The organism is Hymenobacter qilianensis, assembly GCF_014489555.1.
GTDB lineage: Bacteria > Bacteroidota > Bacteroidia > Cytophagales > Hymenobacteraceae > Hymenobacter > Hymenobacter qilianensis.
The window spans coordinates 3,689,147-3,709,877 of record NZ_CP060784.1 but is presented as its reverse complement, the minus strand read 5'-3'; the positions used below and the strand labels follow the sequence as shown (position 1 = coordinate 3,709,877).

Below are 20,731 nucleotides of genomic sequence, written 5' to 3'. Positions count from 1 at the left end.
GCCTCTGCAGAGGCTACCGGGGGCTTTTTTACAGCTTCTCCAGTTTTGACGCAATGACTGACAATTGGTTGTCGCTACTGGAAGTAATGGCCGAATAGCTTGCAGCTGAGTTCAACTACGAGCTTCATATCATTTCATTGATCTGACAACTACTCATTACAGTTCCCGGTGAAAGTTATCCAGCAGAATCGCCGCTGAAATAGCCACGTTCAGGCTTTCGGCGCCGCCAGCGCCCGGAATGTAGAGCCGCTGCGTGAGGCGCTCCAGCACCTCCGGCCGCGGGCCGTGCGACTCGCTGCCCATGATGAGCACGCCCGACGGTTGCAGGGTGAGGCGGTGCACGTTGTCGCCTTCGAGGTGGGCACCGTAGCGGGGCACGCTGGGGGGCAAATTGTCGAGCCACTCGGGCAAATCGCGCTGCCAGACGGGCACGCGGGCGAACGAGCCCATGGTGGAGGCTATGGTTTTGGGCGCCCATGGGTCGGCGCAGGTATCGGAGCACACCACGCCTTGTAGGCCGTACCAGTCGGCCAGCCGAATGAGCGTGCCCATGTTGCCGGGGTCGCGCACCTGGTCCAACGCCAGCAATAAGGTGTTTGTGGGGGACAAAAGCGGCGGCTCGGCCGGCAGATGGGCGATGGCCAGGGCTGTTGTATTGGTGGCCAGGGTCCCGAGGCGAGTTAGCTCTTCTTCCGATACCAGCTCGAAAGGCACAGCCGTCGGTAGTGGCGGAATTTTGGCGGCGTACTCAGCCGTCAGAAATACGCGTTCGGTTACTAAATCCGATGCCAGCAGCTCCAGCACGCTTTTGCCGCCCTCCACCAGAAACAGCCCCAAGCGTTTGCGGTATTTCTTTTGTTTGAGCTGCTCTACGCGGCTTTTTAACGCTTTACTGACCATAGGAGCTGTGCTGTTGCCTGTTACTTTGCCGGAGATTACGCCCCTTTTTTTTCACTGTCAGGCACGAAATTCTGCCCCAACAACGGCCCCTGCGAGCTGCCGCTCGGCCGCGCTACAAAGCTAACGAAGGCAATCTGACCTTTTAGCCCAACCTAGCCGCCGCTGTTCACGAGAGTAAGAAGAACGCTGACCACACGATTGCAGTAGTCTGCTGCTGCTTTTACACTTCGCAAAAAAAGCCCCCACTTCAACAAGCGGGGGGCTTTTTTTACAGAGAGCAGCTAGGTTTACTTCAGCGCGCCCTTCAGATCCGCTACTGCCACGCCCTGGGCCTGCTTGGCCTCGGGTACTACAGCCGCCATCCCGAAGAATTCGTGAGTGGTGCCATCGTAGAGCTTATAATTCACTTTCACGCCGGCGGCTGTGAGCTTATCAGCGAGGGTTTTGCCTTCGCTCGTCAGCGGGTCGTATTCGGCGGCGATGATGGTGGTCGGCGGCAAGCCTTTCAGATTCGCGGCCACCAGGTTGATGCGTGGGTCCTTTCCGTCAGCGGGAGTACGCAGGTAGTTCTTGAAGAACCACTCCATGCCTGCTTTATTAAGCGGCGCGGTCTCCGTGTTCTTTTGGTAAGAAGGCGTATTAGTGTCGGAGCCCGCAATGGGGTACACCAACAGCTGATGCTTGGGCAGCGCCACGCCTTTGTCGCGGGCCTGCATGCTCACGGCGCACGCCAGACCACCGCCGGCGCTTTCGCCCGCCACCGCTACTCGCTTCGGATCACCTTTAATGCTGGCGGCATTTTTCAGCGCCCACTGATAAGCGGCGAATGCGTCGTCGTGGGCCGTCGGGAACTTATGCTCCGGCCCCTTGCGATACTCTACCGATACTACCACGGCCCCGGTTTGCTCGGTCAATGCCTGCGCGGAAGCATGATATGTGTCGATGGTGGCAATTACCCAGCCGCCGCCATGGTAATACACAATTACTGGAAAGGGAGCTGCGCCGGCCTTGGGCGTATAAATGCGCGCCTTCACGCCGGGCATTAGGGTTTGGCTGGCTGTGTCCACCTGCATGGGCGGGGGCGTGATATTGCTGGCCTGCATCTGCTTCATGGCCGCGTCGGCAGGGCTCGGCTGCTTGCGGGCCTGAACGGCAGTCAACTCAGGCAGCGGCTTATTGTTGAAGCTCATTAGCTGCTCAATGACTGCCTGCATCTCAGGCTTCAGATTTGGCCCCCACGCCGGTTTGGCGCCGGTGGGCTTCACTTCGCCGGTCGTTGCGGTGGCAGTGCTATCGGCCGCTGTGGCCTGGGTGTCGGTTTCGGTGGCTTTCGGCTTGGTATCACAGCTGCTTAACAGCAGGCAGCTCGCCAAGGCAGGAGCCATCAGTCCAGCCAGACCGGCCGGGCGAAGGAAAGAATAATTCATAAGAGGGGGTGTTAGGTGTAAGGATTGGTCATTGCCTTACGTACAGTAGAGCTAGGTAGTTGAGGCGCAGTAGGCAAAGCTTACAATTGCTCACTCTTACTAACGAATGCCTCCAGGCGAGCTTCCAACGGCGGCGCGTCTGCTTCTTCGGGCAGGTACTTAACCAGCTCAGCAAACTGTGCTTCTGCCAACCGATGGCCTGCCATGCCCCACTGCGGATAGGTGCGCCGGGGACGGGTCACGCGCGTAATCACCGTCACGTCGTAGTGCCGTGCATCGTGCTGAATGCAGTCGAACAGGCGCTCCACCTCTGCCTGCTCGCCTTCCAGCACCTGGGCAAAATTGCCCTCGCCATAAAACAGGATGCCGGTGATGCCGTGCGCCGCGTTATAGGCACGGGCCTGGGCCACCAGGGCGCGCAGTTCCGGGTAGCTCAGCGGTGTCACGGCCCGACTCACGTAGCACAGTTGGTATAGCATAATTGCCCCCAGCACACCTGAAATTTGCCACAACCACGGCAGGGTTACGCTGAGAAAGAGAAGATACGAAAGCGAAGCCACTTTGTCGAGAGCCGCGACCTGAAGATTTACTGGTCTGTTCGCAAAGACATTGGTAGCCCTCGCTCCTGTTGGCTTTTTTGGCGCAATAGATGGAAGTCGCGCTATTAATACGTGTTCAAAAAACAAGATTTAATATGACTATTTTAGCTTAGGCAAGAGTTTCTTTCTTTGCTAAGTCCGCTTGAATCAATACCTTATTATCAAGTTATTTTTGGACAAGTGATTATGTATGAAAACGCTCTTGTTGCTTTGCTTGCTGAGTTTCCTGTCTTTTGAAGCAAGGACGCAAGACTCAGTGGGCAGGCGCTGGCAAGCCGCGGTGGAGGCGCATCCGCAGCGTGATACAGGCCGAGTAAACCGCCTCAACACGCTGGCATTCGTACAGCGCGCAAATGCCCCCCAGCAAACCAAAACCGCTTATGAAGAAGCCCTAAACCTGTCGCGGGAGATAGGCTACACGTTTGGCGAAGCCCGCGCTTTGCTGGGTTTAGGCTTTTATTACCGCTTCCGCAATCAGTACGAGCTTTCCTTGGACTACACTCATAAGGCTCGAAAGCTGTTTGTCCGGCTCAATGACCACCTGCATGAGATTTCGTGTTTGTACAACCTCTCGTACACCGCTTCCGGGCAGGGCAACTATGCGCAGGCCATGGCTTATAGCTTTCAGGGCCTGAAGCTGGCAGATGCAATACCCAGCCAGAAGTGGCTGACACTTCTCAACAGCCAGCTTGGCAATACGAGCATCGCGCTGGGCGAATACCAAAAGGCCCGGCAGTACTTTGTGCGGGGCCTCAAGTTGGCGCGGGGCGTAGGCGACCAGGACGGCATTGCCCATTGCGTATCGGGGCTAGGCGAGCTGTGCCGCATTCAGGGCCAGTGGGCGCAGGCGCGGAGCTATTTTGAGCAGGGCGCCGTGCTGGCGAAAGAATTGAATAATCAAGGCGGCATTACCATGAGTCTATATAGCATTGCCGATATGGATGAGCGTCTGGGCAACTACCGGGCAGCTTTTTCTGCGGCTTTTCGGGCCCTGCAACGCATGAAGCAACTGGATGACGTAGGCAGAATGCCCCTGGTGCAGCTCATTCTGGCCCGCGCTTACCTCGATACGGAGCAGCCCGATAGTGCTTGGGTGTACGGGCGCGAGGCGCTGCTGGCGGGCCAGCGCACCGGCAACAAAAGCACGATTCGCGACGCCAGTGATGTGCTGGCCCAAGCTAGCTCAGCCCGTGGCCGCTTCGACGAAGCGTATCGCTACCTCGCCATGTTCATAGCCTACCGTGACAGCCTCGACAATCAGGAAGTGACCCGCCGCACGGCCGCGCTCCAGTACCAGTATGCGTTGGAAAAGAAGCAGTCGCAGATTCAACTCCTGACGCACAACCAACAGCTGATTCGCCAGCAAAATAGTCAGCAGCGTCTGCTCCTGCTGGGCTCGTTGGCGGCCCTGGTAATAGTAGCCGGACTGAGCGTTCTGCTCTGGCTCAACAATCAGCAAAAACAGCGGTCCAATGCCCAACTTCAGCGCCAACAGGAAGAACTGAAAGCCACCCAGGCGCAACTGGTGCAAGCGGAAAAGCTGGCGGCACTAGGCGAGCTGACCGCCGGCATCGCCCACGAAATTCAGAACCCACTAAACTTCGTCACCAATTTCGCCGACGTGTCGGCCGACATCAGCCAGGAGTTGCAGACCGAAGCCCGCGCGGGAAACTTTCAGGAGGTGGAAGAGCTGGCTGCCGAGCTGGAACAGAATCTGAGCAAAATCACCCAACACGGGCAGCGGGCCTCCGCTATTATCAAAGGCATGCTGGAACATGCGCGGCCGAGTACCAGTGAGCGCAAACCCACCGACCTGAACGCCCTGGCCACAGAGTACCTGAATCTGGCCTATGAAAGCTTGCGCGCCAAAGCTCCCGCATTTGAAGTAGAGCTAATTACCGACTTTGAGGCTGGCCTGGAGCCCGTGGCACTGGTTCCCCCCGACATCGGGCGGGTGCTCCTGAACCTGTATACCAACGCTTTTTATGCCGTGCAGCAGAAAGCCGCGGTTACTGATCCGGACTACCAGCCGCAGGTGCAGGTGAGCACCCGCCAAAGCAATGGGCAAGTAGAGCTGCGAGTGCGCGACAACGGTATGGGCATGCCCGCGGACGTGGCAAAGAAGGTATTCCAACCATTTTTCACGACAAAGCCCCCGGCGAAGGCACAGGACTGGGCCTCTCCCTCAGCTACGATATCGTTACCAAAGGGCATGGCGGCACCCTCACCTTTGAATCGCGGGAAGGAGAAGGCACCGATATTCTGATCACCTTGCCTCTCAACCAGGCAAAGACGCGTGCCGTGGCAAAAAAAGGTGCCGGTATTGTATAGATTTTGTGTTGCTGAACTTCAGCTACCTTTTCTATCCATAGCCGAGCTTGCTGGCATTTGATTTGCCGCTGGGGGGCAAAATAGTGCAGCCCCAACGCGTAGTATAGCTAGGTTTGTCCGCCAGTAATTTTATTCCTTTTATCTCGTTTGCCCTTTATGAACAAGCTCTTCTCTTTTGCTGTATCCCTGGCCCTGACCGGGGCACTCGTTAGCTGCGGCGACGACAACAACAACGATCCTCAACCCACAAACCAGACGGCCACCGAGAAGCTCATGGCCAAGACCTGGATGGTAACTGCCGTCACGGAAAAGGAAGGCACCAAGGCGGCCGTAGACATCTTTACCAGCGAGGATGCCTGCTTTAAAGACAACTTGTATAAGTTTCAGGCCAGCAATGCATTTGTTGTGGATGAGGGCAAAACCAAGTGCTTCAGCGCCAGCCCTCAAACCCTGACGGGCCAATGGAGCCTGTCCAACAACGACCAGACGCTTTCGGGCGCCGTCAGCTTCACCGCCGCTCCGGGCTTTGTCTATGATGTTGAGCTGACCGGCACGATTGAGGAACTGAACCAAACCCGGCTTATCCTCGTGGACACGGAAACGGTAAGTGGCGTAACCACCGTCACCCGCACCACCTTCACGGCCCAGTAAGCCCCTATCCTACCCATACCAGAAAGCCGCTTCTTCCCCGAAGCGGCTTTTTTGTGGCCGATCACCAGCGTATCATAACCGGACAACGGGTGTATCGAAATCGAACAGATCAGGATTATAACAACGCTGCGTCTTTGCAATAGCGCTGATAATAAGAACGTTATATTGATGGCATCATCTTTCTGAACATATAGTATACAGGCGAATATTTGAGCGCTTCAGCTGCCTGTATGTTTCCTGAAACCAACAAAGCGGCCATGCACCTTACCCCATGTTTCACTCGCAGTACTACCCGTAGCAAGCCGTAGACAAATAAAATCGAGGTTTTCTGTAACGTTTGCCACTTTGGTCGGTATCCCCGGCAGACGCACATACTCCGCCCCTATCCGAATGCAAAGAGCAGCAGATAATTACACCTTCGGCTAACAAGCGGCTGGTCGGCTGGTGGGGGGCAAATCAAGAAGCTGAACAGATAGTACGAATTTATTCGTATCGTGGATGCAGCCTCTTTCCAGACTACTGGTCTTTCACTTACTAACTAACCACGACAGCACATATTTACTCCTCACGTGGAGGAATAAAGCAGGAACACGGTCTTGGCAGGCGGTACCGAAACAAAAGGTGTCCCTGACAAGCAGAATGACGCGCCGCCCCTGATGGGGCGGGTGCTGGCACGAAAAAGCCAGCGCCCTCCGCAGGCCGGCGCGATGCCGGGTTTCCTTTCGGAATGCCTGATTTTATCCTTAAAAACTAAGCGCTGAATTGTTAACTGCTTTATCCTATGAAAGCCAATGTAACCCAATCCCAGCCCTCGCCAGAAGGGGGCAGGCCCGGTGAGGAGTTGCCAGGGCCGCGCCCCCCATTAAAGCGTCTGCTGGTCAAGGAGCAGCATAAACTGTTTTTTATTAAGGTCGATGATATTCTCTACTTCGATGCCGACGGCAGCTACATCACCCTGCACACGCTGCAGCGCTCCTACGTGCTGTACGAGAGCCTGACCCAGCTGGCCCAGCGCCTCGATCCGACGGACTTTGCGCGCATCCACCGCTCCTATCTGATCAATCTGAATTATGTGGAAGAGCTCGAGGGGTATTTCAACGGAGAGTACCTGGTGAAGCTCACCGGCGGCCACACGCTGAAATGGACCCGTTTTTACCGCGATAACGTGAAGGCGTTCATCACCAGAAACAAGTAGTTACAGCCCTTGCAAGACACGGAAAATATTGACTAAAAAGCCCCCCAGTGCTTGGCAGCAGGCTTTGTTTAAGCCACCGCGCAGGTTGGGCCTATATTAATAATCAAACAAACACACCTCCAAGAATCGATAGCTGCCCCAGGGCAGTAGCAGAAAAGGACACAGCGAGGCAGGGAGCTGCAACTCCCCGGCAGGCGTAGAAAAATGGTGAGTGAATTTCCACACCTGCCCCAGCAAAAGCTGGACGCCTCGCTGTGTCCTTTTTTGCTTTTTTGACGCCTTTCAATAGCCGTCAAAATATCTACAAAAACGGCCTACCCGTTGCGTATAGGCCGTTTTTTTTGTGTGGCAGAAAGCTGCTCGCTAGTGCTACTTTGGCTCTTCTTTCTGGCGTCAAAACGGGCAGCTTACGGGCTGAATCGGGCACCTCAAAGAATAATCATTGAAGCAGGCGTCTGAAAGTGAGTGTATAGGGGCGGATTTCGGGCAAAAGGCACCACGGGGGTGTCGGCGGCACCGAGCCACCTGCCTCTATGGCTACTATCTCGCCTTGGCTGCGCTTGCTCGAAGCGCCGATAGCCACCCTCCAGCAATTCCTTTCCTTTTGCATTAGCCTGGGGGCTTGCCGTAGTATCTGTGGGTTACTTGGGGGGCTTTTTTTACTGGCTGCCTGGCCGGCGTTTGCCACTGCGGCGCCACCGGATGCAGAGGTTTTTATCGATTCGCCGTTTCGCTTCAAAAAGGCCAGCCAGCAGCAGGTTTCCATGGAGTATAAAGCCCACGGCAACCTGCTCATCATTCCGGTTTTTCTTAATGGCAAAGGGCCGTATAATTTTCTGCTCGATACCGGCATTGCCACCTCCCTCATTACCAACCCCAAGCTTGGCCGACAGCTGGGCGTACAGACAACCAAAGCCTACAACTTATCCGGAGTAGGAAAGAAAGCGCCGGTTCTGGCCCACAGAACGAACTCCGTGCGGGTTGAGTTTGCGGGCATTGAAGCGCCGTCCATCAACTTTATCATCGTCACCAAACAGGTCGTAGCGTTCGAAGCGCTGTTAGGCATACAAATTCATGGCATTTTGGGCTATGATCTGTTTCGCAGCTTCATTGTTTCCATTCACCCCACGTTGGGTCAAATCACCTTTACTGAGCCCACCGCTCCACGCCCCACAACGGACGACAGCTGGAGCAGCCTGCCCATCGAGCTGGATGACTCCCGACCCTACATTACCACCAATATTTCCCTAACGGGCTCACAGGCAATACCCTTACGCTTGATGCTGGATACGGGCGCCAACCACGCCCTCTCGCTGGAAACCGCTTCCGATCCGCGGCTGTCTTTGCCCCCCGAGCGCCAGCGTGCCGACCTGGGCTATGGCTTCAGCGGTCTGATTCAGGGCTATCTGGGCCCCATAGCGCTGTTGCAGCTGGGCGCCTATCAACTCCGCTCCCTGCTGACGGCCTTCCCCGACCCCCACAATCTGGTTGACCGCGTGACGGTGCCCCGCAGTGGAACGCTCGGCTTCGATGTGCTGCGCCGCTTCGATCTGATCATCGACTACCCGCACAATCGGCTGCTGCTGCGGCCTAACAGTGACCACCGGGAGCAGTTCGAGCAGGCGTCCTTGTAGCGCTTCCAGCCGCTTAAGCCGGGGGCCGTTGGATAGAATCAGCGGGGGGCTTTTTCACCCTTTTGTTTTCTCAAAAACTCCACGGTTTGCCTCACCAGCTCTTCGGGCGATGCCTCAATACTGAGGTGCAGCCCATAAGTCGGCGACTCATAGTCAGCCAGTTGCGAATTGAGCATCTGCTCCTTCATATAGTGGCCCGAGCGGGTCCGCATCCGGGACACCAGCAGCTCCTTACTCCCCTCCAGCACCACCCAGAAAACAGCGTGCGCGGCGGCTGCCTGCAATACGGCCCGGTATTTCTCTTTCAGCGCCGAGCAGGCCAGCACCGCGCCGCCCGCCTTTTCCCACTTCGTGATGCCCGCGGCCAGGGCCGCGAGCCAGCCGTGCCGGTCTTCATCGGTCAGCGGGGTGCCCTGGCGCATTTTCTCCACGTTGGCCGCCGAGTGAAAGTCGTCGGCGTCATAAAAGGGCAAGCTCAGAGCCTGGGCCAGCTCGCGGCCAACGGTGGTTTTGCCACTGCCCGACACGCCCATTACAATACAAATCATACTGGAAAGGAGTAAGGAAAATGCACTCGTGGAGGTTTCGGCCTCGCAGCGTTAGCGATGCTGCAAGGCCGAAGCCTCCACTATTATTTATGAGTGCGCCGACAGCCTGAGGTAAAAGGCTTTGCCACAAATTAAAGGATATGCGGCTATACCACCGCAGCCCTCAGGTGCATAAAGCAGCATTTTGCCATGCCTTCAAAGCGCGAAACTGATTAAATTAGTCCGGTCTGCTTTCCTGGCTTTCCACTGGAAAACAGGTTCCTATCTGGTTGAGCTAACCGATTCCAGCGTATTCCAGTAAAAAGGTGGAATTTAGCAGCGCCAACACTGTTTTGCTTTCCTCACACCGGAGAGCAGCGTGCCGGAGCCGACGCTTTTTCAGGTGCCATACGTGCATGTACTTCGCTACCGCTTTTGAAACCATATTCGCCGTTGCCAGGCCCGCTGGGGGCTTTTTTAAGGAGAAAAGCCGCGTTGTCTGGCTGGCAGTTCTGCTCATCGGGCTGCTGGACAGCTGTACGCCCACGCGCCTGCTGCCGCCCGGCCGTAATCTGCTGCGCGCCAATAAGCTCACGGGCGTAGAGCAGGCCGACGCGCTTAGCCTGCAAGCCCTGTATCAGCAAGAGCCCAACTCCCGCTTTCCGTTGCCAAAGCTGGCCATCTACCAGCTGGGCAGCACGTTCTACGACCGCGCCAAGGTGCAGAAGCGCCTCGAAGATGAGCGCCTCGAATACCGCAAGCGCATTCAGGCCGCCCGCCCCGACTCGGTGAAGGTGGGCAAGCTGCTCGTAAAGCGCGACCAGCACCTGCGCCGCCACCAGCTGGCCCTCGACAAAGGCAACGCCATCATGCGTCTAGGCGAAGCACCCGTAGTTTACGACTCCGCCCTGACTCGGCAGACGGTGGAGCAGCTCAGCATTTATCTGAAGTCGCAGGGCTTTTTTCGCAGCCGCGTCACGGCCACCGATACCGTCCGCAAGCGCATGGTGACCGTGACGTATCACATCACCGAGAACGCGCCCTTCACGTATGCCAAGCTCGAATATGTTATCCCCGATTCGGGGGTGGCGCGCGTGGTGCGAGCCAACCAGAAAGCGTCGCTGCTACAGCTGGGCCAACGCTACAATGAAACCCTGATTGGGCAGGAACGCGCTCGTCTGGAAATCCTGCTCAAAAACGAGGGCTATTACGATTTTCGTCAACAATACATTACCCTTGAGGCCGACACGAGCTTTGCCCCCAACACAGTGCAGCTTCGCACACTCATCGCCAATCCGGCGCCGGGCCTTGAGCACCATGTGTACTCTGTTCGTCACGTAAATTTTCTGACCGACGCCGGAGCCATACGTTTTGGAGTGAAGCGCGACACTATCCTGCGCGACTCCGTGTACTATCTGGCTTTTCGCCACCGCTTCAGTACTCGTGTGCTCGACCGTAAACTGACAGTGCGCCCCGAGCAGCGCTATAGTCTGGCTAATACCCAGCTTACCCAGCGCCAACTGGCTGACCTCGATGTATTTCGCTTCAACAATATCAACTACGTCAAGGTAGAGCCCGCTCTTGGTACTGATACCACTTACCAGCTCGACGCAGTAGTAAATGCTTCGCCGCACAAACGCTTTCAGGAATTGACAGAGTTTGGTGCTACCTACGTGGCCGAGCAAGTGGGTCCTTTCGTCAACGCCCGCCTGAAAGTTCGGAATGTGTTCGGTGGGGCCGAGGTGCTGGAGTTTGGTGTGCGGGCTGGTTTTGAAGGGCAATACAATCGCGTAACAGGCAGCGATATCCCCGAAACCGTGCTTACCACGCAACTGGGGGGCAATATTAACCTAGTTATCCCGCAGTTTATTCTGCCCTGGCGCTCGGGACGCATTCTGTCGCGCTACAACCCTCGCACCCGCCTCAATCTTACCTACACCTATGTGCAGCGCCCCGAGTATACGCGTACCAACCTGGAGGGCACTTTCGACTACATCTGGCAGCGTTCTTTATATCATCAATGGGTGCTCACCCCCATCGACGTAAGCATTATTAATGCGTCCGCTGTTTCCGACTCATTTCAAGTGCGCCTCAACCGATTAGCCGAACAAGGTTCACCACTGTTTCGCAGCTTCACGCAACTGTACGTGCCTAGTATTAATGCCACGTCGCTCTTCAACTCCAACGATTTCAACCAGACGCGTGACGCTACTTTTCTGCGCCTGTTTGTGGAGGTTGGCGGCCTCACGCGGGCGCTCTACCAGAATCGTATCAACCTGAACGTGTACGACTTCGCCAAGTTCACGGCCGACTACCGCCGCTACCATAAGCTGGGCCCCAAAACTTTCTTCGTATACCGTTTCAACGGCGGCATTGCCCGCGCGCTCACCCGCACCGATGTAGAGGACGCCGACGGCAACGTTACGGGCAGCCAGCTGATTATTCCCTACGACAAGTATTTGTTTGCCGGGGGCAGTTCCAGCGTCCGGGCCTGGAAGCCGCGCCGCCTGGGCCCCGGTGCCTACACCACCACCCGCCTTGATGATGGCACAATAGTTCGCGACTACAACCTGGAGCAACCCGGCGAGCTGCTGCTGGAGGCCAACGTGGAGTACCGTTTCCCAGTGTATAGCTTCATCAACGGAGCCGTTTTCACGGATGCCGGCAACGTCTGGACCTTGCAAAGCGATCCGCGCTCTAACGCTCAATTTAAGACTGATCAGTTTTGGAAGCAGTTTGCCGTGGGCTCCGGCGTGGGCATCCGGCTCGACTTTTCCTTCCTGATTCTGCGCCTCGACGTAGCCACCAAGGTATACGACCCCACAGCGCCAGACGGGGAGAAATGGGCCATCCGCAATTTCAAATTCCTGGGCAAAAGTGAGGACCAAACCGCTTTCAACCTCGGCATTGGTTATCCCTTCTAGGATTTAACCAAGTTGAATTTATTAAAGCTTTTATTATTTAAGTCATAAAAGTGCGCAACAAATGCGTTGAAATCATTTAGGCTTTTACCAATATAAAGTGCGTAAAATGCTTATATAGGCGCTTTATGGCTATAATTTTGCTATTCAGAAGCTCACACAACTAGCTGTGAGAGGCAGATATATTTCTACTTTAGGAGCACTCTGATTTAGCTTCTCTTCTTCCTGTTAATTGTGTTTCTCCTGCCTGGGTCTGGGCGTGGGGCAGCGCAGGCTTCCTCATCCGGGCCGCGCTGGGTAGGCTCTGGTCTGCTTCTCCTATCGCCTAGTTCTATTGTATGAAAATACTTTTACGCGCTATAGTATCAGTTTTGGCACTGGCTCCTTACCTGCTATTGGCGGAAGGCTCCCGTCAGCTTACTCCAAACCGGGCCGTTAACCCTGCCACCAACCTGCCCTACTCGCTCACCGATCCGCGAAACGATCGGGCTGGCTTTTTAACCCACGATGTCAACGCCGCTACTGGGGGGCTAAATTTGTCTTTGGGCTTCCTGAAGCCGCTTGCCTGGGGCACCAGTGATGTTCCTTTCCTCGAAGATTACCGCCTGCACATTCGGCTGAAGGCGGGTGAAACGCTCAACTACGGAGTACATCGCGTAGCGCGGATTGGCGGCGGCACGCACGCCAACCTGTTGCTTACTCTCCGCTACGGAGCCGGCGCGGGCACTATCGTCAGCCAAAACAAGCTGCTGCGTGACCCGGCCACCCTAAGCCAGGCGGGCTTGCTGACCAATCAGGCGGGCGTAATTGCCAACACCGCTCAGCACGAGATAGGGCCATCAGCCGCGGCCGGCGACGGCGGCTACGAGCCCCTGACGTACACGAATACCACCGGTGCCACCCACGATTTCTACGTGGAGTTCACCCAGGAAGGTGAGTTTACCAACAAAGGCACTCAGCCGGGATTCAATGACTTAGGTGCCCGCAACCCCAACTTTATGAGCGCCGTGCGCTCGGAGTACGACTTCTGGGACTTTACCGTGCGTGACGCCGCCGGGCAGGAAAAGCCAGGGCGTTTGTTCAGCAAGCTATGGTCGTTTACTACCACTACGTCGGGCGGCACGGGCTATGAGAACCGGCTGTCGGCCAACTTCGCCCTTTTCCCTTTGATAGAGAGCCCCCAGCACCGGGGCCAGTACTACGTGAAGCAGATTGAGCTGGCCGGGATTCGGCCACTCGTGTTTTACTTTGTTTCGAACGCCAATGGCTCCCGATCCAGCGCGGCTACCGGCACTACATTCGCGGAGCGGCGCCGCAGCCAGGCAGGCAATACAGGCTATCCTGAGTACCCGAACTTCGTCAACAATCCTGATAAAGAGTTGTGGCCCAGCGCACCTGCGCCGCGCTTTGTCACCTCTCAGCGCGGTTTCTGCGAAGGCGGCCTTGGCAAGGTAGCCTTTACCACCGTTTCCGACGAAACGGGCACTGTGGCTATTCTGATTGACCTAAATAGCAACGGCGTACAGGATGGCGACGACGTGCTGTTGGAGCAAGCGGTGGTGCCCGGAGCCAACACACTGGTATGGAATGGACTTGACCGGGCGGGCAAGCTAGTAGCCGCCGGCTTGCCCATTAAGCTTTCCTTCACGAGCCAGGGAGCGCCCGTAAACTTCCCTGTGTATGATGTGGAGGGCAATTCGAGTGGGCTGCGGGTGCAGAATATCCGCCCATCGGTGGGGGCAATACGTACTACGACCGCCTTTATTGGGACGACTCGCGGCTTACGGCGGCCAAACCGCAGTTTTTCCCCGAAACCCGCCCCGCTCCTGACATGGCCAGCGTGCGCACTGATGGTGTTATTTCCAGCACAGCCGCCTATCAGGGAGTGCACCGCTGGGGCGACGACAGCAACGAAGCCGGCAACGACTACACGATAAACACTTGGACCTACGGCTTTATTTCGGCCCCCAGCGAATCGATTTATACCTATGCCTACAGCTGCGATTTTGACCAGGATGGCGTAGATGATCTGGCCGATATTGACGACGACAACGACGGCCTCACGGACTTAGCGGAAAGCTTTGGCATCGACCCCGATGTGCTGGTGAATGGCACGCCGCGCTATCTGGCTGGCTCCTTCATGGTGCCCGGCGTGGGGGGCTTTCGCGATGTGAATGGTGATGGCATAAACGACCTCTTTGACCTGGACCTGGACGGCACCCCCAACCATCAGGATGCGGACTCGGATGGCGACGGCATCACAGATGCGTTGGAGGCTAATAACTACGCCCAGCCCGCTCAGTATCAGCCGGGCGCTGGCCGCATTGGCGGAGCCGTTGATGTGCATGGAATGCCAGTAGCTGCCCAGCTCAGCGCAGGTAGCCGCCAGACGATTTTTGCCAATGCCGACGCTGACAACGATGGCGTACGCAACATGCTCGATCTGGACTCCGACAACGATGGGATTCTGGATAACCGCGAAGCCCAAACCACAGCCGCTTACCGCGCGCCTTCGGGTCTGGACTTCGACCACGACGGCCTGGACAACGCCTATGATTCAGCCCCCGGCATTGATGCGGCTACAGGAAAAGCAGCCGTAGCTGGCACCGAAATAAGCGCCGCTACCCTTGCAGACAGCGACCTTGACAACGTAGCCGACCTGCTCGACTTGAACGCTGACAATGATGCGTTGGCTGATTGGGAGGAAGGCTTTGATGACAACCATAACAACAGCAGCCTTGACGATTTGCTAGCTCGGGGGGCAAAATTCGCCGCTGCTAACCCAAGCAAAGCAGCCTATTATGCGGCCGTTGGCAATGCTCCGGCATGGCTGGAAGATGCGGACGGCGATGAGATTCCCAACTTCCTCGATCCGGGCAACGCGCATTACCACGACGACAACGCCAATGGCCTAGTTGATATTTTTGACGCTGCCTATGGTGGAACGCCCTCTAAAGCTCCCCGCCGCGACCCAGCCCAGGCGGATGCCGATTTCCGCTTTGTGCCTCAGCCAGTGAAGATTGCAGCGCCCGAGAAAGGCCCAGCGCCGGCAGCACCAGCACCTCTGCCCGTGGTACTTATCGACTTTCAGGCCCATGCTGCCGGGCGCGATGCACTTCTTTCCTGGGCCACGGCTCAGGAGCAAACCAATGCACGCTTTGACGTTGAGCGCTCCCTCGACGGGCAGGAATTTACAGTGATCGGGCAGCGGCTGGGCAGCGGCACTACCACCCAGCGCCAGGCCTATGATTTCCGCGACAAAAACGTGGGAGCCACGCCCGGCACGGTATATTATCGTCTGCGCCAGGTAGATACGGATGATAAAGTAACGCTGAGCGAGGTGAAGCCCGTTACCTTCATCACCCAGCCCGCCGCGCTGCTTACCCTTTACCCCAATCCTGCCAATGAGTACACTACCATTGATCTGTCGGGATTGCCACAGGTAAGCTATACCATCGAGATTCATGGGGCCGACGGACGAATGCTCGCTCGCTTCGAGGCGGCCGGTGGCGCTCCTTTCCGCTTAACTACAGCAACTTATCCGGTGGGCACTTATATGATTCGGGTTGCGAACCGCAATTTCCATCAACTACTGAAGCTGGTTAAGAATTAGCCGTTGGCAAACAAAAAAAAGCCCCCAGAACTCGTCTGGGGGCTTTTTTAAGCTAACTCTTCATATAAAGGGCACCCTTAATACTCCAATAGCTCCTGCAAGGCCACGGCTACCTTAGCGGAACTAGGCAACATCTGCCGCTCCAGATCCACATTCAACGCAATAGCGGGCAAATTAGCAGCGCCTAGCGTAAAGACGGGCGCATCGAGCTGCTGAAAGCAGGTGCGCTGAATACGACCCGCCAACGACTCGGCAAAAGAGTTCATGAGCGGCTCTTCGGTGAGCACCAGCACTTTACTGTGGCGTACGACGGCGGCCTGTACGGCTTCAAAATCCAACGGGTTCAGGGTACGCAGGTCCAGCACTTCCACCTGTCCGGGGAACTGCCGGCTAGCCGTTTTGGCCCAATGCACGCCCATGCCGTAGGTAACCACCACGCAGGTATTGCCGCGGCGAAGCTGCTCAGCGTCGGCGGCTTGGGCAATGGCGGCTTTGCCTAAAGGCAGCACGTAGCCCGCGGCCGGCTCGATGGTTTTGGCGTCTTCGGTGCCGGGTACTTTGCTCCAATACAGACCTTTATGCTCCAGCAGCACCACCGGATTGGGGTCGAGAAAAGCGGCGCGCAGTAAGCCTTTCATATCGGCCGCGTTGCTCGGGTATACCACTTTAATGCCCCGAATAGTAAGCAACGTGCTCTCAATAGAGCCCGAATGGTAAGGTCCGCCCCCGCCGTAAGCGCCAATGGGCACCCGAATAAGCGCCTGCACCGGAAACTGCCCATTCGACAGGTAACACGACTTCGACAGCTCTTCCACCAGCTGATTGAGGGCCGGCCAGATATAGTCGGCAAACTGAATCTCGACAATAGCCTTCGCCCCCACGGCGCTCATGCCGGCCGTGCTGCCCACGATGTAAGCCTCCTGAATCGGGGTATTGAACACGCGCGCATCGCCGTATTTCTTGGCCAGCAGCGCGGCTTCGCGAAAAACGCCCCCCAGCTCGCCGCCTACGTCCTGCCCGTAGAAAAGCGCCTCGGGAAACTCACGCAGAATATCATCCACGGCGTGCAGGGCGGCATCTACCATCAGCACTTTGTCGGCGCCGGCGGGTGTGCGTTCGCCGGCTTCCTCGGTCACGGCCTGGGGGGCAAATTCGTGGTCGGCGAAGGTGGCGGGGTCGGGCGAGGGCGCGAGGAGAGCACGCTCATAATCGGCGCGCACAAGGGCGGCGGCTTCGGTGGCCGCCTGCTCCAGCTCTCGTTTGGTGAAGCTGCGCAGAAGCAGCTGCTGATGCAGGCGGGGCAATGGATCCTGGGGGGTGTGCTGGGCCAGGTTGTCGCCACGGTACCACTCGCGGCGCACGCCGCTGGTGTGGTGGCCCAGCAGCGGGCATTTGGCGTGTACCAACACCGGGCCTCGGGTGTGGCGAACGTAAGCAAACGCCTCACTCATAACCGAATACGATGCCGAAAAATCAGCGCCATCCACGCGCAGGCGGTGCAGTCCTTTAAAGCCGGCCGCAAACTCGTATGCATCCATAGCGCGCATCTCCCGCCCGGTAGCCGAAATGCCCCAGTCGTTGTCCTGCACCAGATAAATAATGGGCAACTGATGCAAAACGGCCATTTGCAGCGCCTCCGACACTTCCCCCTCCGTCATGGCGCCGTCACCAATGGAGCACAAAACCAGAGGTTTTGAATTAGTAGCTGAGGCTGGCACTGTTGAAGCCGAGTCGCCATCCTGCGAATTTTTACTTCTTAATTCTTCATTACGAATTACCAATTGACCCTCCAAATACTTGATTCCGTGCGCCATACCTGTAGCCGGGATGGCCTGCATGCCGGTGGCGGAGCTTTGGTGAGGAATGGTAGGGAAGCCAGCCCGGCGCAAAGACGGATGGCAATAATACGTGCGTCCGCCGCTGAACGGGTCGTCGCGCTTGGCCATCAGCTGAAGCATGAGCTCGTAGGGCGTGATGCCCATGCCGAGCATCATGGCATCGTCGCGGTAGTAAGGCGCGGCGTAGTCGGTAGGCAGCAGGTGGAAAGCGGCGGCCAGCTGAATGGCCTCGTGGCCCCGGGCCGTGGCGTGCACGTACTTGGCCGTTACGGCTTTGTTTTCTTCGTAAAGACGCGCCATTTCGTCGGCCGTGCGCATGAGGCGGTAGGCGCGCAGCAGCGTTTCGCGGGTAGGATTGGTGGCGGCTATAGCGGGTGCGTGGGGGGCAAATTCGGTATCGGGCGAGTGGGCGGTCGAGTTCAGCATGAACGGCGGGAAAGTGGGAAGGCGAAATTACGGCATCGGGGGCAGAGTTGGTGAGGCGGCAGGTTTTCTGCGTAATTTTGATCCTCCTAACCTTAGTCAGACTGTCATGCAGAGCGGAGCGAAGCATCTCGCGTGCTGATGCTGGAGTAGTAATCAGATGACCGCGGGCGAGATGCTTCGCTCTGCTCTGCATGACCACCTATTTGGCCAGCTTATCCGATATGAGTTCTATGCTAAACAGCCAAAATATGGAAGAAACTACGGCTGCCGCTGCGCCGGCCGGCACGCTACGCACTGCGGTTGAGGACTGGATGCGGGCGTTTCAAACGCGTCTGTGCGCCCAACTGGAAGCGGCCGACGGTGGCGCTACTTTTCGCACCGACTCCTGGGAGCGGCCCGGCGGGGCGGCGGTGTTTCAAGGGTGCTGGAGAATGGGGCCATTCTAGAAAAGGGCGGCGTGGGCTTCTCAGCCGTGCACGGCGAGATGAGCGCCCAGGCGGCCAAGGTGCTGCTCATGCCCGATCCGCGTTTTTTCGCCACGGGCGTATCCGTTGTGATGCATCCGCGCAGTCCGCGCGTGCCCATTATCCACATGAACGTGCGCTATTTTGAGGCCGGCAATGGTGAGGCGTGGTTTGGCGGCGGCATCGACCTGACCCCGATTTATGTGGATGAGGCGCAAGCCCGCTGGTTTCACCAAACCCTGAGAACTGCCTGCGACCGGCACGACGCCACGTATTACCCGCGCTTTCGCGCGACGGCCGACGACTACTTTTATTTGCCTCACCGCCAGGAAACCCGCGGTGTGGGGGGCATTTTCTTCGACCGCCTGACCGTGGGGCCGCATGGTTCGGCTGACAAGCTTTTTGCCTTTGTGCAGGAAGTAGGCGACGTTTTTGGCCCTACCTACACAGAGCTGATGCGCCAGAATGCCCCCCTGCTGTATGGCCCGCGAGAGGAAAGCTGGCAGATGCTGCGCCGGTCGCGCTACGCCGAGTTCAACCTGGCTTTCGACCGTGGCACACGATTTGGGCTGGAAACGGGCGGGCGCACCGAAAGCATTCTGATGAGCCTGCCGCCCCGCTGCGAGTGGCATTACGACCAGCAACCCGAGCCCCATTCGCCGGAGGCAGCCACCCTGGCCTGGCTGCGCAAAGGCGTATTATGGGCCGAAATGCCCCCCAAGTCCTGACTCTGCCCGCTTATTCACGCTCTCATTGATCGAACGACTTCAAGCCCTGGACCGCTGGCTGCTGATAGCCGCAAACGACAGCCACTCATCTTTGATGGACAAGTGGATGGTCTTTTTCACCGACCGCTTCGTGTGGTTTCCGGCCTACTTTGTAATGGCTCTTGTGCTGGGCTATTTATTTAAGCGCCGCGCCTTATTGCTGCTGCCCATGTTGGGGCTCAGCATATTGCTTTCAGATGGAATTTCCAGCCGCATATTCAAACCCTTTTTTGCTCGCCTTCGCCCCTGCCACGACCCCGACTTATCGGAAACGCTGAACCTAGTGCACGGCTGTGGGGGGCAATTTGGGTTTCTGTCTTCGCACGCGGCCAACGCCTTTTCGCTGGCCGTCTTTCTGATTCTGGTGCTCCCGCAGCGATTTTGGCTGATCAAGATTGTAGTGTTGCTTTGGGCCGTAATTGTCTCGTACAGCCGCATTTATCTAGGCGCGCATTATCCTTCCGATGTAGCAGCCGGCACCCTGCTGGGCTGCTTAGCCGCCTGGGGCTGTGCCGAGCTGTATAAAATTGGGGAAAGGCGGTGGTGGCACAGTGAGCCAGCCGTTTAAACAAAAAAGCCCCCAAGCCAGGAAAATACCTGCCGGGGGCTTTTTTGGCCGACGAGTTTACTTGCCTAGTAGCTTGGCCACGTACTTCCCTACAATATCAAACTCCAGATTTACCAGGTCGCCGGGGCGCAGGTCCTGGAAGGTGGTGTGCTCGTAGGTGTAGGGAATGATGGCCACGCTGAAACCGTCGTCGGTGCTGTCGAAACAGGTGAGGCTGGTGCCGTTGATGCTGATGGAGCCCTTTTCCACCGTCACGCGGCCAGGGCCGGGCTCGTGGCGAAAGCGGTACACCCAGGAGCCATTCTGGTCGGTTACGCTTTCGCAGGTAGCTGTTAGGTCGACGTGGCCCTGCACGATGTGGCCATCGAAGCGGCCGCTGGCCGATAGGCACCGCTCTAAGTTGACGCGGCGGCCGGGCTGCCACTTCCCCAGGTTGGTTTTTTGCAGCGTTTCGTCGATGGCGGTTACGGTGTGCGTGCCAGCGGCCGCATCCACGGCCACCACCGTCAGGCAGACGCCATCGTGGGCGACACTTTGATCAATCTGTAATTCGTGGGCAAAGGGCGTGGCCACCGTAAAATGGCGGTTAGTGCCTTCGGTTTGCACATCCGTGATAGTGCCGAGCGATTCTATGATTCCTGTAAACACGTGTTGCTGCGCTGGTTATTAGAGTACAAATGTACGCCTGCTGAAACTGTGACTATCGATAAGCGCATGAAACAACATAAGGCCAGAAAAAGATTTCTGCTGAATAAAAGGCAGCATACTGAGCAGCTTCTTTATGCCGACTATTGTGGTGCTGCTTAACCTGACGAGGGGCAAGTAGGTATAGTTACACTCCACAGCCGCGCCCGCCTTCTGTCCTTACTT

Annotated in this window: 14 protein-coding genes and 2 pseudogenes; 10 read left to right on the top strand and 6 right to left on the bottom strand. The window is 57.1% G+C overall.

Annotated features, from left to right (window positions below):
• Positions 1-156 precede the first annotated feature (156 nt).
• From H9L05_RS16690 to H9L05_RS16680, 3 genes are all read right to left on the bottom strand, one after another.
• Positions 157-900 (bottom strand): TrmH family RNA methyltransferase, encoded by a 744-nt coding sequence (locus H9L05_RS16690; protein WP_187731884.1) that lies wholly within the window; start codon positions 898-900, stop codon positions 157-159.
• Between the two features lie 287 nt (positions 901-1,187).
• Positions 1,188-2,327: an alpha/beta hydrolase gene (locus H9L05_RS16685; protein WP_223284518.1), complete on the bottom strand. Its 1,140-nt coding sequence runs from the start codon at positions 2,325-2,327 to the stop codon at positions 1,188-1,190.
• Between the two features lie 80 nt (positions 2,328-2,407).
• Positions 2,408-2,839, bottom strand: a complete 432-nt coding sequence (locus tag H9L05_RS16680; RefSeq protein WP_187731883.1) for a BLUF domain-containing protein — start codon at positions 2,837-2,839, stop codon at positions 2,408-2,410.
• Between the two features lie 277 nt (positions 2,840-3,116).
• Here H9L05_RS16680 and H9L05_RS16670 point away from each other — a divergent pair.
• The 5 genes and pseudogenes from H9L05_RS16670 to H9L05_RS16655 form a co-directional block, all read left to right on the top strand.
• Positions 3,117-5,012 (top strand): annotated as a pseudogene (locus H9L05_RS16670) (tetratricopeptide repeat-containing sensor histidine kinase); the annotation flags it as partial.
• A 41-nt stretch (positions 5,013-5,053) separates the two neighbouring features.
• Positions 5,054-5,257 carry an ATP-binding protein gene (locus H9L05_RS25205; protein ID WP_317175196.1) on the top strand — a complete coding sequence of 68 codons (204 nt, stop codon included), beginning with the start codon at positions 5,054-5,056 and terminating at the stop codon, positions 5,255-5,257.
• Positions 5,258-5,413: 156 nt separating this feature from the next.
• Positions 5,414-5,908 (top strand): DUF5004 domain-containing protein, encoded by a 495-nt coding sequence (locus H9L05_RS16665; RefSeq protein WP_187731882.1) that lies wholly within the window; start codon positions 5,414-5,416, stop codon positions 5,906-5,908.
• Positions 5,909-6,689: 781 nt separating this feature from the next.
• Positions 6,690-7,103, top strand: coding sequence for a LytR/AlgR family response regulator transcription factor (locus H9L05_RS16660; RefSeq protein WP_187309408.1), 414 nt, complete (start codon positions 6,690-6,692; stop codon positions 7,101-7,103).
• A 533-nt stretch (positions 7,104-7,636) separates the two neighbouring features.
• Entirely contained in the window at positions 7,637-8,737 is a 1,101-nt protein-coding gene (locus H9L05_RS16655) for a pepsin/retropepsin-like aspartic protease family protein (RefSeq protein ID WP_187731881.1), read from the top strand.
• 38 nt (positions 8,738-8,775) lie between these two features.
• On the opposite strand, the gene H9L05_RS16650 is transcribed toward H9L05_RS16655, so the two are convergent.
• Positions 8,776-9,285 carry a gluconokinase gene (locus H9L05_RS16650; protein ID WP_187731880.1) on the bottom strand — a complete coding sequence of 170 codons (510 nt, stop codon included), beginning with the start codon at positions 9,283-9,285 and terminating at the stop codon, positions 8,776-8,778.
• 395 nt (positions 9,286-9,680) lie between these two features.
• Between H9L05_RS16650 and tamL the strand changes: the two genes are divergently transcribed.
• From tamL to H9L05_RS16635, 3 genes are all read left to right on the top strand, one after another.
• Positions 9,681-12,188, top strand: a complete 2,508-nt coding sequence (gene tamL, locus H9L05_RS16645; protein WP_187731879.1) for a translocation and assembly module lipoprotein TamL — start codon at positions 9,681-9,683, stop codon at positions 12,186-12,188.
• A 335-nt stretch (positions 12,189-12,523) separates the two neighbouring features.
• Positions 12,524-14,122: a hypothetical protein gene (locus H9L05_RS16640; protein ID WP_187731878.1), complete on the top strand. Its 1,599-nt coding sequence runs from the start codon at positions 12,524-12,526 to the stop codon at positions 14,120-14,122.
• The gene (locus H9L05_RS16635; protein ID WP_187731877.1) at positions 14,017-15,798 is read left to right on the top strand and encodes a T9SS type A sorting domain-containing protein; all 1,782 of its coding nucleotides are present in this window, start codon (positions 14,017-14,019) and stop codon (positions 15,796-15,798) included. The genes H9L05_RS16640 and H9L05_RS16635 overlap by 106 nt, the downstream gene beginning before the upstream one ends.
• A gap of 77 nt (positions 15,799-15,875) precedes the next feature.
• On the opposite strand, the gene H9L05_RS16630 is transcribed toward H9L05_RS16635, so the two are convergent.
• Positions 15,876-18,062: an alpha-ketoacid dehydrogenase subunit alpha/beta gene (locus tag H9L05_RS16630; protein WP_187731876.1), complete on the bottom strand. Its 2,187-nt coding sequence runs from the start codon at positions 18,060-18,062 to the stop codon at positions 15,876-15,878.
• Between the two features lie 248 nt (positions 18,063-18,310).
• Here H9L05_RS16630 and hemF point away from each other — a divergent pair.
• Positions 18,311-19,254 (top strand): annotated as a pseudogene (gene hemF / locus H9L05_RS16625) (oxygen-dependent coproporphyrinogen oxidase).
• A gap of 25 nt (positions 19,255-19,279) precedes the next feature.
• A complete protein-coding gene (locus H9L05_RS16620) occupies positions 19,280-19,861 on the top strand; it encodes a phosphatase PAP2 family protein (protein WP_187731875.1) in 582 nt (193 codons plus the stop codon).
• A gap of 57 nt (positions 19,862-19,918) precedes the next feature.
• On the opposite strand, the gene H9L05_RS16615 is transcribed toward H9L05_RS16620, so the two are convergent.
• Positions 19,919-20,509: a riboflavin synthase gene (locus H9L05_RS16615; protein ID WP_187731874.1), complete on the bottom strand. Its 591-nt coding sequence runs from the start codon at positions 20,507-20,509 to the stop codon at positions 19,919-19,921.
• Positions 20,510-20,731: the final 222 nt, after the last annotated feature.

What these genes read in the sequence shown, in the direction of transcription:
- H9L05_RS16655 (WP_187731881.1), top strand. Translation starts at nt 7,637, where the DNA reads ATGGCTACTATCTCGCCTTGGCTGCGCTTGCTCGAAGCGCCGATAGCC.
- tamL (WP_187731879.1), top strand. Translation starts at nt 9,681, where the DNA reads ATGTACTTCGCTACCGCTTTTGAAACCATATTCGCCGTTGCCAGGCCC.
- H9L05_RS16660 (WP_187309408.1), top strand. Translation starts at nt 6,690, where the DNA reads ATGAAAGCCAATGTAACCCAATCCCAGCCCTCGCCAGAAGGGGGCAGG.
- H9L05_RS16650 (WP_187731880.1), bottom strand. Translation starts at nt 9,285, where the DNA reads ATGATTTGTATTGTAATGGGCGTGTCGGGCAGTGGCAAAACCACCGTT.
- H9L05_RS16635 (WP_187731877.1), top strand. Translation starts at nt 14,017, where the DNA reads ATGGCCAGCGTGCGCACTGATGGTGTTATTTCCAGCACAGCCGCCTAT.
- H9L05_RS16690 (WP_187731884.1), bottom strand. Translation starts at nt 900, where the DNA reads ATGGTCAGTAAAGCGTTAAAAAGCCGCGTAGAGCAGCTCAAACAAAAG.
- H9L05_RS16630 (WP_187731876.1), bottom strand. Translation starts at nt 18,062, where the DNA reads ATGCTGAACTCGACCGCCCACTCGCCCGATACCGAATTTGCCCCCCAC.
- H9L05_RS16685 (WP_223284518.1), bottom strand. Translation starts at nt 2,327, where the DNA reads ATGAATTATTCTTTCCTTCGCCCGGCCGGTCTGGCTGGACTGATGGCT.
- H9L05_RS16640 (WP_187731878.1), top strand. Translation starts at nt 12,524, where the DNA reads ATGAAAATACTTTTACGCGCTATAGTATCAGTTTTGGCACTGGCTCCT.
- H9L05_RS16665 (WP_187731882.1), top strand. Translation starts at nt 5,414, where the DNA reads ATGAACAAGCTCTTCTCTTTTGCTGTATCCCTGGCCCTGACCGGGGCA.